Origin of the sequence: Pseudomonas floridensis, assembly GCF_002087235.1 — a bacterium.
Taxonomy (GTDB): Bacteria; Pseudomonadota; Gammaproteobacteria; order Pseudomonadales; family Pseudomonadaceae; genus Aquipseudomonas; species Aquipseudomonas floridensis.
This window is the reverse complement of the sequence record NZ_MUIO01000130.1, coordinates 1-12,550: the sequence shown is the minus strand read 5'-3', so window position 1 is coordinate 12,550 and position 12,550 is coordinate 1. Positions and strand designations below refer to the sequence as shown.

General features: G+C 58.2%; 12 protein-coding genes and 1 pseudogene. All 13 read left to right on the top strand.

Going from position 1 to position 12,550, the window contains the following annotated elements:
* Positions 1–46 precede the first annotated feature (46 nt).
* Positions 47–895: a flagellin domain-containing protein gene (locus tag BZK31_RS25600; protein ID WP_083186033.1), complete on the top strand. Its 849-nt coding sequence runs from the start codon at positions 47–49 to the stop codon at positions 893–895.
* Positions 896–967: 72 nt separating this feature from the next.
* Positions 968–1,360, top strand: a complete 393-nt coding sequence (locus BZK31_RS25595) for a flagellar protein FlaG (protein WP_083186032.1) — start codon at positions 968–970, stop codon at positions 1,358–1,360.
* 83 nt (positions 1,361–1,443) lie between these two features.
* Positions 1,444–2,925, top strand: a complete 1,482-nt coding sequence (fliD, locus tag BZK31_RS25590) for a flagellar filament capping protein FliD (RefSeq protein WP_083186031.1) — start codon at positions 1,444–1,446, stop codon at positions 2,923–2,925.
* A gap of 124 nt (positions 2,926–3,049) precedes the next feature.
* Positions 3,050–3,439: a flagellar export chaperone FliS gene (fliS, locus tag BZK31_RS25585; RefSeq protein WP_083186030.1), complete on the top strand. Its 390-nt coding sequence runs from the start codon at positions 3,050–3,052 to the stop codon at positions 3,437–3,439.
* A gap of 29 nt (positions 3,440–3,468) precedes the next feature.
* Positions 3,469–3,765, top strand: a complete 297-nt coding sequence (fliT, locus tag BZK31_RS25580) for a flagellar protein FliT (RefSeq protein WP_083186029.1) — start codon at positions 3,469–3,471, stop codon at positions 3,763–3,765.
* A 179-nt stretch (positions 3,766–3,944) separates the two neighbouring features.
* On the top strand, positions 3,945–5,420 hold the full coding sequence (fleQ, locus tag BZK31_RS25575) for a transcriptional regulator FleQ (protein WP_083186028.1): 1,476 nt from the start codon (positions 3,945–3,947) through the stop codon (positions 5,418–5,420).
* Between the two features lie 140 nt (positions 5,421–5,560).
* A complete protein-coding gene (locus BZK31_RS25570) occupies positions 5,561–6,757 on the top strand; it encodes a sensor histidine kinase (RefSeq protein WP_167378110.1) in 1,197 nt (398 codons plus the stop codon).
* Positions 6,757–8,172 (top strand): sigma-54-dependent transcriptional regulator, encoded by a 1,416-nt coding sequence (locus tag BZK31_RS25565; protein ID WP_083186026.1) that lies wholly within the window; start codon positions 6,757–6,759, stop codon positions 8,170–8,172. Before BZK31_RS25570 ends, BZK31_RS25565 begins: the two co-directional genes overlap by 1 nt.
* 241 nt (positions 8,173–8,413) lie before the next feature.
* The gene (fliE, locus tag BZK31_RS25560; RefSeq protein ID WP_167378105.1) at positions 8,414–8,743 is read left to right on the top strand and encodes a flagellar hook-basal body complex protein FliE; all 330 of its coding nucleotides are present in this window, start codon (positions 8,414–8,416) and stop codon (positions 8,741–8,743) included.
* Between the two features lie 15 nt (positions 8,744–8,758).
* Entirely contained in the window at positions 8,759–10,540 is a 1,782-nt protein-coding gene (fliF, locus tag BZK31_RS25555) for a flagellar basal-body MS-ring/collar protein FliF (RefSeq protein WP_083186024.1), read from the top strand.
* Entirely contained in the window at positions 10,533–11,549 is a 1,017-nt protein-coding gene (fliG, locus tag BZK31_RS25550; protein WP_004880752.1) for a flagellar motor switch protein FliG, read from the top strand. Before fliF ends, fliG begins: the two co-directional genes overlap by 8 nt.
* A 15-nt stretch (positions 11,550–11,564) precedes the next feature.
* Entirely contained in the window at positions 11,565–12,377 is an 813-nt protein-coding gene (gene fliH, locus BZK31_RS25545; protein ID WP_083186023.1) for a flagellar assembly protein FliH, read from the top strand.
* Positions 12,367–12,550, top strand: a pseudogene (gene fliI, locus BZK31_RS25540) (flagellum-specific ATP synthase FliI); the annotation flags it as partial. The gene fliH and the pseudogene fliI, both read left to right, overlap by 11 nt.

The following is a 12,550-nucleotide window of genomic DNA, read 5'->3' as shown; positions in this document are numbered from 1 at the left end:
GCAGGGGCCGGAAGCCACGTAATACACAACCCACGAGGAATTCATCATGGCTTTAACAGTAAACACCAACGTAACATCGTTGAACGTCCAGAAGAACCTGGGCCGAGCTTCCGACGCGCTGTCCAAATCGATGGAGCGCCTGTCCACCGGTAAGAAAATCAACACTGCTGCAGATGATGCTGGCGGTAGTATCACTCAGACCAAGATCACTTCGCAGATCCGTGGCCAGAACATGGCGATCAAAAACGCCAGCGACGGTATCTCGATCGTGCAGACCACTGAAGGCGCTCTGCAAGAGTCCACCAGCATTCTGCAGCGTATGCGTGAACTGGCCGTTCAGTCGCGAAACGACAGTAACAGCCCTGAAGGTCGTGATGCGCTGAACAAAGAATTCGCTCAGATGAGTTCGGAACTGACCCGTATCGCCAACAGTACCAACCTGAACGGCAAGAGCCTGCTTAACGGTTCTGCCAGCACCATGACTTTCCAGGTGGGTTCCGATTCCGGCTCTGCGAACCAGATCTCCGTAACTCTGAGCGCCAGCTTTGACGCAAACACCATGGGTGTGGGTTCGGCAATCACCATCGTCGGTTCCGACAGCGCCGCCGCAGAGACCAACTTCTCCGCAGCCATCGCCGCAATCGACTCGGCTCTGTCGACTATCAACAACACCCGTTCCGATCTGGGTGCTGTACAAAACCGTCTGACCAGCACCATCTCCAACCTGCAAAACATCAACGCAAACGCCAGCCAGGCACTGAGCCGTATCGAAGATACCGACTTTGCTGCTGAAACTGCAAACCTGACCAAGCAACAGACTCTGCAACAGGCTTCCACCTCTGTTCTGGCCCAGGCTAACCAGCTGCCATCCGCTGTACTGAAACTGCTTCAGTAATATCGGGATGAGTTTTGGCGGGGGAGTACTTAACGGTGCTCTCTCGCTTTTTTACTTTCAGAGGTGATGGTCATGGATATGAGTGTGAAGCTGAACTTGTCTTATCCGGCCGTTCAGCCGGCGAGTCAGGCCCCCATGGCTGCTCCGTCAGTTGATAAGCCTGCCGATGCAAAGCCAATGGAGCGCGTTACCGCCATGGCTGAGAGTAAAAGCTCTGACCTGCCCAAGGACGACGCCGAGGACGATGCCAAAGTCAAGGCGGCCGCCGAGGACATCCAGAAGTTCTTTCACACGGTGAAGCGCAATCTTGAGTTTTCGATCGATGAAGAGTCTGGCAAGGTGATCGTCAAGGTGATTGCAAGCGACTCCGGTGAGGTAGTAAGGCAGATTCCCAATGCAGAAATCCTGAAACTGGCCGATAGCCTCAGTGATGCGAACAGTTTGCTGTTTCGCGCCAGGGCCTGATCGCCGTTACGGTATTTGTTGCCGGATTACGAGCTATTTGAAAGGGCAGTAAATCCCGCGACATTCTTGAAGGGAGAAGCACCATGGCAAGTCCAATCGTACCTACCACGGGCCTGGGTTCAGGTCTGCAAATCACTGCAATCGTCGAGGGTCTGGTCGCTGCTGAAAAAGCGCCCAAGCAGACCCAGATCAACAAGCAGACCGCTACCACCCAGGCCTCGCTCTCGGGCGTCAGTCAGTTGACGTCTGCGTTGGCTGCGTTTCAGAAGACCCTGGATACGCTCAGTAGCTCGACGCCTGCGTTTCAAGGCTTTGCGGCGACCTCATCCAACGAGGCAATGATTAAGGCGACGGCAAGTAATACGGCCGTCAATGGCACCTATGCCATTAACGTCACGAATCTGGCTACCGCTTCAAAGGTCTCGACGGCTGCGCTTGATTCAACGAAATCGAGTGCCATTCCGAGTGGTACTCTGGAAATCACTCAGAATGGCACTACTGAAAAGGTTGTCATCGACAAGACGTCCACGCTCGAAGAGGTGCGCGACAAAATCAACTCGACGCTTCAGGGCAAGGGTATCAGCGCCAACATCATCAATGACAACAACGGCTCAAGGCTAGTATTCAGTTCGACCACCACAGGTGCGGGCAGTGATATATCGGTCAAGGGTGGGGCGGGTCAGGAAGCGTTGAACATCGACGGTACCAAGTTGATGAGCGCCACCAGTACGGCTACCGATGCAAATGGCAAGCCGATTCCTGGCGCGGGAGCGATTACTGAAGTTGCCAAAGACGCTGTGTTCTCTGTTGATGGTCTGAGTCTGACCAGCAAGACGAACACGGTAAGTAAAGCCATTTCCGGTCTTTCATTCGAGCTGGTAGCCCCCAGTACAACGGCTTCGTCAACGACGACTATCACGGTAGCCACCAATACCGAAGGTTTGAAAACGTCGCTGCAGTCTTTCGTTGACTCCTACAATACGCTGGTCACCCTGGTCGGTGCTCTGACCAAGGGATCGATCGATGACAAGGGTAAATTCACCGCTGCGGCCCTGACCGGTGATGCGACTCCGCGTGCCTTGCTCGCAGCGGTTCGTGACCAGATCGCTACTGCCACGTCGACTTCCGGCTTGGGGTCGCTCTCTCAATTGGGCATCAAAACCCAGCAAGCTGACGGTAAGCTGTCTCTGGATACGGCGCAGTTTACAGCTGCGTTGGTCGACAAAAAGCTGGGCGGACAGGTTCAGGCGCTGTTTAACGGTACCGGTGCCAAAAAACCTGACGGTACGCTTGTAGATGGGGGTCTGGTTGCGCGTCTGACGAAAGCGCTCAAACCTTATACTGACTCCGACGGCATTCTGTCCACCAAGACGGCCAGCCTTAACAAGGTGCAGAAGAGGCTGGCTAGCGATCAGGAAGCGCTGGATTTGCGCATATCGTCATTGACCGAAGTATTGAAGACCAAGTACAACAAAATGGACCTGCTTGTCGGGCAGCTCAGACAGTCGAGCAGCAACATCACATCGATCTTCGAGGCGATGAACGCTCAGAAAAACGCGTCGTAAGCGTTTTTTCCCTGGAACATCAAGAACCCGACCCTGCGTCGGGTTCTTGCTTTAGCGCTAAAGTTTACGCGCTGCGCGTCGATAGCTTGAGTATCAATATTTCGAACGCGTTACGAGGCCCATTATGAATCCGATGTTAGCTTTGCGGCAGTATCAGAAAATCGGCGCCCAGGCCCAGACCTCTGAAGCCAGTCCTCACCGTCTTGTGCAGATGTTGATGGAGGGTGGTCTTGACCGCATCGCTCAGGCAAAGGGTGCCATGGCACGCAAGGATGTCGCGAGCAAGGGCGTGTTCATCAGTAAGGCCATCGGTATCGTAGGAGGGCTGCGCGAAGGTCTTGATCTTGAAAACGAGCCGCCTGAGGCGCTGGTCAGGCAGGACAGCCTGTACCGCTACATGATGAAACGTCTTGCTGAAGCGGGTGCGCGTAACGATGAAAAGATGCTTGATGAAGTCGCAGGGCTCCTGACTACGGTCAAGGAAGGCTGGGATGCAATCGGCGCGATGCAATAAAATTTTGCGGTCCTGAGGAGGACATCATCATGAGTGCTGCACTCAAGCGTATCGAAGAAACCCGTGAAGCCTTGGTCGGGGCACTGGCCGAGCGCGATTGGGAGGCTATCGGCAAACTTGACCTGGCATGTCGTGACTGTGTCGAGGCTGTCGTCAGCGAAGCGCCGGCCGATGAAGAGGGGCTGCGCAGCAATCTGGAGGAGCTGTTGGGGGTCTATCGGCAATTGATTGACGTTGCAACCGGGGAGCGTCAAGCAATCGTCGATGAAATGACACAAATCCAGAATGCCAAAAACGCAACGAAGGTCTATCATCTCTTCGGCTAGCTTTTTATTTGTCGGTTTATTTATCCGACAGGAAGTTCGCCATAAATTTGACTGTGTACGTTTTTTTGACTTAACTAGTGATGTTTACTATTTTCTGGCGTCTCAACGTTTATAACGGCTGAGCAGCCAAGCTGCCCCCCAATCATGGGCATTGAGTTGACTAGGGAAGTTGCTATTGCATGTGGCGTGAAATCAAGATTCTGCTAATCGATGACGATAGCCAGCGCCGCCGGGATCTGGCGGTCATCCTGAACTTCCTTGGCGAAGAAAACCTCTCCTGCTCCAGTCAGGACTGGCAACAGGTCGTAGGCGCTCTCGGGTCTACCCGGGAAGTGCTTTGCGTGCTGATCGGCAACGTCAACGGCCCCGGCAGCCTTCAAGGACTGCTTAAGACCATCGCCGCATGGGATGAGTTCCTTCCCGTTCTGCTTTTGGGCGAAAGTTCTTCCATCGAGCTGCCGGAAGACATGCGTCGGCGCGTTCTGTCCGCGCTGGAAATGCCGCCCAGCTACAGCAAACTGCTGGATTCGCTGCACCGCGCCCAGGTCTATCGTGAAATGTACGATCAGGCCCGTGAGCGCGGTCGTCATCGCGAGCCCAACCTGTTCCGCAGCCTGGTTGGCACCAGTCGCGCCATCCAGCACGTACGGCAGATGATGCAGCAGGTCGCCGACACCGACGCCAGCGTGCTGATTCTGGGTGAGTCGGGGACCGGCAAGGAAGTGGTCGCCCGCAACCTGCATTACCATTCCAAGCGTCGTGACGCGCCATTCGTTCCGGTCAATTGCGGCGCAATTCCGGCTGAGTTGCTGGAAAGCGAATTGTTCGGTCACGAGAAGGGCGCCTTTACCGGGGCGATCACCAGCCGTGCCGGCCGTTTTGAACTGGCCAACGGTGGCACACTGTTTCTTGATGAAATCGGCGACATGCCGCTGCCGATGCAGGTGAAATTGTTACGGGTTCTGCAGGAGCGTACGTTTGAGCGCGTTGGCAGTAACAAAACCCAGAGCATCGATGTTCGCATTATTGCCGCCACACACAAAAATCTCGAAAACATGATCGAGATCGGCAGCTTCCGCGAAGACCTTTACTACCGTCTGAACGTATTCCCGATCGAGATGGCGCCGCTGCGTGAGCGTGTAGAAGACATCCCATTGCTGATGAACGAACTGATCTCGCGCATGGAGCATGAAAAGCGCGGTTCGATCCGTTTCAACTCCGCAGCGATCATGTCGCTCTGCCGTCATGCCTGGCCGGGCAACGTTCGTGAACTGGCCAACCTGGTGGAGCGCATGGCGATCATGCACCCGTACGGTGTGATCGGCGTGGCCGAGCTGCCGAAGAAATTTCGCTATGTCGATGATGAAGACGAGCAGATGGTTGACAGCCTGCGCAGCGACATCGAAGAGCGCGTGGCCATCAATGGCCACACGCCCAATTTCGCATCCGGTGCCTTGTTGCCGCCTGAAGGGCTTGATCTGAAGGACTACCTGGGTGGGCTGGAGCAGGGTCTGATTCAGCAAGCGCTGGACGATGCCAACGGTATCGTCGCGCGTGCCGCCGAGCGTCTGCGCATCCGTCGCACGACGCTGGTCGAGAAGATGCGCAAGTACGGCATGAGCCGTCGTGAAGGTGACGATCAGGCGGAGGATTGACGCCTGTCCGACACGCCAAAAATCAAACCTCTGAATTTTCAGGGGTTTTTTTTCGGCACGAGGATTGCTAAGTCTCTCTCGACACACCGTTTAATGACGGTCCGCCACGCGAGAGATGATTTATGTCCAACGCCGCTCACATGACTCCCGAACTGTCTGCCCCGACGCGTCCCCCTCTGGAGCTGGAAAGCCGCCAGGGGCTGGAGCAGGCTTTTTCGCTGTTCAACCAGATGTCGGCACAACTGACCGATTCCTACGGATTGCTGGAAGCGCGCGTGACCGAACTCAAGGGTGAGCTGGCGCAGGCCGGTATTCAGCGTCTCGAGGAACTGGCGGAGAAAGAGCGTCTGGCCAATCGTCTGCAGAACCTGCTCGATCTGTTGCCGGGTGGTGTGATCGTCATCGATGGTATGGGTGTGGTTCGCGAGGCCAACCCGGCCGCTGTCGACCTGCTGGGTCAGCCTCTGATCGGCATGCTGTGGCGGCATGTGATCAGTCGCTGTTTCGCGCCGCGTGAAGATGACGGTCACGAGATCTCGTTGAAGGATGGGCGTCGTCTGTCGATTTCCACCCGTTCACTGGATGCCGAGCCCGGCCAACTGGTATTGCTCAATGACCTGACTGAAACCCGTCGTCTGCAAGAGCAATTGGCGCGTCACGAGCGTCTCTCGTCTCTGGGCCGTATGGTCGCTTCTCTGGCGCATCAGATCCGTACGCCATTGTCGGCAGCGATGATCTACGCCAGCCATTTGACCGAGCAGGAACTGCCGGTGGAAACCCAGCAGCGTTTTGCAGCCCGGCTCAAGGAGCGACTGCATGAGCTTGAGCATCAGGTGCGCGACATGCTGGTGTTCGCCCGTGGCGAACTGCCGTTGACCGATCGACTGGCGCCGGGCGCGTTGTTTCAGGCCTTGCAGAGCGCTGCGGCGACTCATGTGCAAGGCGTGGCGGTGCGTTGGCAGTGCGACAGCGTTGAAGGCGAGCTGCTGTGCAATCGCGACACGCTGGTCGGTGCGCTGCTCAATCTGGTTGAAAACGCCGTTCAGGCCAGTGCCGGCCGGACGCGTTTGAAAATTCACCTCTACAGTCGCGGCAATACATTGCGGCTGTGCTTCAGCGACAACGGCAGCGGCATGGACAACGTCGCACTGGCACGCATCGGCGAGCCGTTCTTCACCACCAAAACCACCGGCACCGGCCTGGGTCTTGCGGTGGTCACGGCGGTGACGCGTGCTCACCAGGGCGGCGTTCAGTATCGCTCGCGTGTGGGGCGTGGTACCTGCGCGATTGTCAGCCTGCCGTTGATTCCTGCTTCCAGTTCAGTGAGTGATAGCTGATGTCGATCAAGGTGCTGTTGGTCGAAGACGACCGGTCGTTACGCGAAGCGCTGGGCGAAACGCTGGAGCTGGGTGGCTACGCCTTTCGCGCTGTCGGGTCTGCCGAGGACGCATTGCTGGCGGTCGAGTCCGAGCCTTTCAGCCTGGTGATCAGTGATGTGAACATGCCGGGCATGGACGGTCACCAGTTGCTGGCCTTGCTGCGCAGCCGTCATCCCGAGTTGCCGGTTCTGCTGATGACCGCGCACGGCGCTGTCGAGCGCGCCGTCGACGCCATGCGTCAGGGCGCGGCGGATTATCTGGTCAAACCATTCGAGCCCAAGGCCTTGCTGGCGTTGGTGGCGCGGCACGCCCTGGGTCGTCTGGGTCCGGCCGAGGGTGAAGGTCCGATTGCCGTGGAGCCTGCCAGCATTCAGTTGCTGAATCTGGCCAGCCGGGTGGCGAAAAGCGACTCCACCGTATTGATTTCCGGCGAGTCAGGCACCGGCAAGGAAGTGCTCGCACGATTCATTCATCAAAACTCACCGCGTGCCGATAAGCCTTTCATTGCGATCAACTGCGCGGCGATCCCGGACAACATGCTGGAAGCGACCCTGTTCGGCCATGAAAAAGGCTCGTTCACGGGTGCCATTGCGGCGCAGGCAGGGAAATTCGAACAGGCTGATGGCGGCACCATTCTGCTCGACGAGATTTCCGAGATGCCCATGGGCCTGCAGGCCAAGTTGCTGCGCGTGCTGCAGGAGCGTGAGGTCGAACGAGTGGGGGCGCGCAAGCCGATCATCCTCGACATCCGCGTACTGGCGACCACCAACCGTGATCTGGCCGGGGAAGTGGCGGCGGGGCGTTTCCGTGAAGATTTGTTTTACCGGCTGTCGGTGTTTCCGCTGGCCTGGCAGGCATTGCGTCAAAGGACTGCCGATATTTTGCCCTTGGCTGAGCGACTGCTGGCCAAGCACGTCAATAAAATGAAGCACGCGCCGGTTCGGCTTTCCGCCGAAGCTCAGGCGTGTCTGGTCAGTTACCCATGGCCGGGCAACGTGCGTGAGCTGGATAACGCCGTGCAGCGGGCCTTGATTCTGCAGCAGGGCGGAGTGATTCAGGCACAGGATTTCTGTCTGGCAGGACCGGTTGCAAGTGGTCCTGGCGCAGTTGTCCAGGCCACTGCGCCACTCACGCCTGTTACGTCGGTGACGGATAATGCGCCCGCTACGGGCGGTGTCGAGTCGGCCGGCGCGCTGGGGGATGACCTCAGGCGTCGCGAGTTTCAAATGATCATCGACACCTTGCGCGCCGAACGCGGTCGTCGCAAGGAAGCGGCGGAGCGACTGGGCATCAGTCCGCGCACGTTGCGTTACAAGCTGGCGCAGATGCGTGACGCCGGCATGGATGTGGAAGCTTATCTATTTGCCACCTGAGCCGGTACGGCGACCGGTGGTCAGGATCTGTTGCGTCTGATTCCACGTATGACCAGAACCCCATGTTCGGGCTGACAGCCCCGGCACGTGGAGGCTCTGTCGGTGGGTGCCATGTTGAGTAACATGACATTGCGTGTGGTGTGGCATATTGCCGCCATATAGCTGGCACCGTTGTTGCTATGTCATCTGTATCCGCTGAATCAGTGTCAAAAATTTGCGGGCCTTACGAGAGAAAATGTCCATGAGCCAAGGTGTTGAATTTAATCGCTTGATGTTGGATATGCGGGCCATGCAGATGGATGCCATGGCTGCACCCAAACCTGTGTCCGCTCCCCAGGAAGCTGGCGCCAGCAGTTTTGCCGACATGCTTGGCCAGGCCGTCAACAAGGTTGCGTCCGTTCAGCAGGCGTCCAGCCAGTTGGCCAGCGCATTCGAAATGGGCAAGAGCGGCGTGGATCTGACGGATGTCATGATTTCCTCGCAGAAAGCCAGCGTGTCGTTTCAGGCCTTGACCCAGGTCCGCAACAAGCTGGTCCAGGCGTATCAAGACATCATGCAGATGCCGGTTTAAGGGGCGTACTGAGTCATGGCCGAAGCAACAGCCGATCCTGTTCCAGCAAGAGCGGGCGCCGCCGACAAGAAGCCTTTGTTCGGGCTCTCTTTTCTGGAAAATCTTTCCGAGATGACCATGCTGCGTCAGATCGGCCTTATGGTCGGTCTGGCGGCAAGCGTGGCCATCGGCTTCGCCGTGGTGCTGTGGTCGCAGCAGCCTGACTATCGTCCGCTGTATGGCAGTCTGGCGGGCATGGACAGCAAGCAGATCATGGACACCCTGACAGCGGCGAACATCAACTACACCGTCGAGCCCAATTCCGGCGCTCTGCTGGTGAAGGCTGATGACGTGCAGCGCGCACGCATTCAACTGGCCCAGGCCGGGGTGGTGCAGAACGACGCCAACATCGGTTTCGAGATCCTCGACAAGGATCAGGGCCTGGGCACCAGTCAGTTCATGGAAGCCACGCGCTACCGTCGCGGTCTGGAAGGCGAACTGGCGCGGACCATTTCCGCCCTGAACAACGTCAAGGGTGCTCGTGTGCACCTGGCGATTCCGAAAAGCTCGGTATTCGTACGTGACGACCGCAAGCCAAGCGCTTCGGTGCTGGTCGAGCTGTACGCCGGTCGTTCGCTCGAGCCGAGCCAGGTCATGGCGATTATCAATCTGGTGGCCACCAGCGTTCCCGAACTGAGTAAATCGCAGATCACCGTCGTGGACCAGAAGGGCGCCTTGCTCTCCGACCAGTCGGAAAACTCCGAACTGACCATGGCTGGCAAGCAGTTCGATTACAGCCGTCGCATGGAAGGCATGCTGACACAGCGCGTGCAGAACATTCTGCAACCGATTCTCGGTTCCGATCGTTACAAGGCCGAGGTGTCGGCAGTGGTTGATTTCAGCGCCGTCGAGTCGACCGCCGAAAGCTTCAACCCTGACCAGCCTGCGCTGCGCAGTGAGCAGTCGGTCAACGAACAACGCTCCAGCAGCTCGGGTCCGCAAGGCGTTCCTGGTGCGCTGAGCAACCAGCCGCCAGGCCCGGCGACCGCACCACAGAACGCGGCCGGCGGCGCTGCGGCGGCTGCGGCCATCGCTCCTGGCCAGCCGCTGCTTGATGCCAATGGTCAGCAGATCATGGATCCGGCGACCGGTCAGCCTGCACTGGCACCGTATCCGGCTGACAAGCGTGTGCAGTCGACCAAGAACTTCGAGCTGGACCGTTCCATCAGTCACACCAAGCAGCAGCAGGGTCGTCTGACGCGCCTGTCGGTGGCCGTGGTGGTCGACGACATGGTCAAGACCAATGCCGCCAACGGTGAAGTAACCCGTGCGCCGTGGAGTGCCGCGGACCTTGCGCGCTTCACGCGTCTGGTTCAGGACGCGGTCGGCTTCGATGCCAGTCGCGGCGACAGTGTCAGTGTGATCAACGTACCGTTCTCCAGCGAGCGCGCAGAAGTGCTGCCCGAGGCGTCGTTCTACTCGCAACCCTGGTTCTGGGACATCGTCAAACAGGCCGTGGGTGTGATCTTCATCCTGATTCTGGTGTTCGGCGTACTGCGTCCGGTGTTGAACAACATCACCACCGGCAAGAGCCGCGAGCTGGCCGGTTTCGGTGGCGACGCAGAGCTGGGTGGCATGGGCGGTCTGGATGGCGAACTGTCCAACGACCGTGTCAGCCTGGGCGGTCCGCAGAGCATTCTGTTGCCTAGCCCGACCGAGGGTTACGATGCACAGCTGAACGCAATCAAGAGTTTGGTGGCCGAAGATCCGGGTCGTGTGGCCCAGGTCGTGAAAGAGTGGATTAACACTGATGAATGATCGAGCCCTCGTAGCCAAACTGAGCAAGGTCGAGAAAGCTGCCGTGCTGCTGCTTTCTCTGGGTGAAACCGATGCGGCGCAGGTTCTGCGCCACATGGGCCCCAAGGAAGTGCAGAAAGTGGGCGTGGCCATGGCTCAGATGCGCAACGTGCATCGCGAGCAGGTCGAAGAAGTGATGAGCGAGTTCGTGGACATTGTCGGCGACCAGACCAGTCTGGGCGTCGGTTCCGATGGCTACATCCGCAAAATGCTGACCCAGGCGCTGGGCGAAGACAAGGCCAACGGTCTGATCGACCGCATCCTGCTGGGTGGCAACACCAGCGGTCTGGACAGCCTGAAGTGGATGGAGCCGCGCGCCGTCGCTGACGTGATCCGTTTCGAGCACCCTCAGATCCAGGCCATTGTGGTCGCGTATCTGGATGCCGATCAGGCGGGTGAAGTGCTCGGGCATTTCGACCACAAGGTGCGGCTGGACATCATCCTGCGCGTGTCGTCGCTCAACACCGTACAACCGGCCGCGCTCAAGGAACTCAACCAGATTCTCGAGAAGCAGTTCTCCGGTAACGCCAACACGTCGCGTACCACCCTGGGTGGTATCAAGCGTGCAGCCGATATCATGAACTTCCTCGACAGCTCCATCGAAGGCGCCCTCATGGACTCGATCCGCGAGGTCGACGAAGACCTTTCCGTGCAGATCGAAGACCTCATGTTCGTCTTCAACAATCTCTCCGACGTGGACGACCGCGGCATTCAGGCGCTGTTGCGCGAAGTGTCTTCGGACGTGCTGGTGCTCGCGCTCAAGGGGTCGGACGAGGCGATCAAGGAAAAAATCTTCAAGAACATGTCCAAGCGAGCCGCAGAACTGTTGCGCGACGACCTGGAGGCCAAGGGGCCGGTGCGCGTCAGCGATGTGGAAACTGCCCAGAAAGAAATCCTCACCATTGCGCGTCGTATGGCCGAAGCCGGCGAGATCGTGCTCGGTGGCAAGGGTGGCGAGGAAATGATCTAAGGATTCAGCCGACTCATGTCCAGTTCCAATAAAGAATCGGCCAGCGACCTTATTCGTGCCAAGGACGTCAGCGGCCTCGATCTCTGGGCGTTGCCCAGTTTCGACCCGCATGTAGAGCCTGAACCGGAGCCTGAGCCCGAGCCGGTCGACGAACCGGCCGAGATGGAAGAGGTGCCGCTGGATGAAGTCCAGCCGCTGACCCTGGAAGAGCTGGAAAGCATTCGTCAGGAAGCCTGGAACGAGGGCTTTGCCACGGGTGAGAAAGAGGGTTTTCACAGCACTCAGCTCAAGGTTCGCCAGGAAGCGGAAGTGGTGCTGGCGGCCAAGGTCGCCAGTCTGGAAGCGTTGATGACCAGCCTGCTGGAGCCAATCGCCGAGCAGGACACGCAGATCGAGAAATCGGTTATCCATCTGGTCGAGCACATTGCCCGGCAGGTGATTCAGCGCGAGCTGTCCACTGATTCCGGGCAGATCGCCCACGTGTTGCGGGACGCCTTGAAGCTGTTGCCGATGGGCGCCAATAACCTGCGTATTTTCATCAATCCTCAGGACTTTACGCTGGTCAAGGCCATGCGCGAGCGTCATGAAGAGTCGTGGAAAATTCTCGAGGACGACAGTTTATTGCCTGGCGGCTGCCGGATTGAAACCGAGCACAGCCGTATCGATGCCAGCATCGAAACGCGGATTGCGCTGGCCATCTCGAAAATGCACGATCAGTTGCATGAGCAAGTGACCCATCCTGCGCCGGCCGATGTCAGCGTCGAACTGGATGTTGCGCCTGCGTCAAAAACCGTTACGCCCGACATGGACCCGCTCGATGCGCCTTGATCGAACCAGTTTCGGCAAGCGTCTGGGGACCTACTCCAGCGCAATCAGTCTGCCTGCGCAACCGGTGGTCGAAGGGCGACTGCTGCGCATGGTCGGCCTGACGCTGGAAGCCGAAGGTCTGCGCGCTGCCATGGGCAGCCGCTGCGTGGTGATCAACGGCGACAGCCATCATC

Bases quoted from the DNA above. Each gene is read 5' to 3' on its own strand.
- fleQ (WP_083186028.1), top strand. From the start codon at position 3,945: ATGTGGCGTGAAATCAAGATTCTGCTAATCGATGACGATAGCCAGCGC.
- BZK31_RS25570 (WP_167378110.1), top strand. From the start codon at position 5,561: ATGACTCCCGAACTGTCTGCCCCGACGCGTCCCCCTCTGGAGCTGGAA.
- fliE (WP_167378105.1), top strand. From the start codon at position 8,414: ATGAGCCAAGGTGTTGAATTTAATCGCTTGATGTTGGATATGCGGGCC.
- fliG (WP_004880752.1), top strand. From the start codon at position 10,533: ATGAATGATCGAGCCCTCGTAGCCAAACTGAGCAAGGTCGAGAAAGCT.
- BZK31_RS25600 (WP_083186033.1), top strand. From the start codon at position 47: ATGGCTTTAACAGTAAACACCAACGTAACATCGTTGAACGTCCAGAAG.
- fliT (WP_083186029.1), top strand. From the start codon at position 3,469: ATGAGTGCTGCACTCAAGCGTATCGAAGAAACCCGTGAAGCCTTGGTC.
- fliF (WP_083186024.1), top strand. From the start codon at position 8,759: ATGGCCGAAGCAACAGCCGATCCTGTTCCAGCAAGAGCGGGCGCCGCC.
- BZK31_RS25595 (WP_083186032.1), top strand. From the start codon at position 968: ATGGATATGAGTGTGAAGCTGAACTTGTCTTATCCGGCCGTTCAGCCG.
- BZK31_RS25565 (WP_083186026.1), top strand. From the start codon at position 6,757: ATGTCGATCAAGGTGCTGTTGGTCGAAGACGACCGGTCGTTACGCGAA.
- fliS (WP_083186030.1), top strand. From the start codon at position 3,050: ATGAATCCGATGTTAGCTTTGCGGCAGTATCAGAAAATCGGCGCCCAG.
- fliD (WP_083186031.1), top strand. From the start codon at position 1,444: ATGGCAAGTCCAATCGTACCTACCACGGGCCTGGGTTCAGGTCTGCAA.
- fliH (WP_083186023.1), top strand. From the start codon at position 11,565: ATGTCCAGTTCCAATAAAGAATCGGCCAGCGACCTTATTCGTGCCAAG.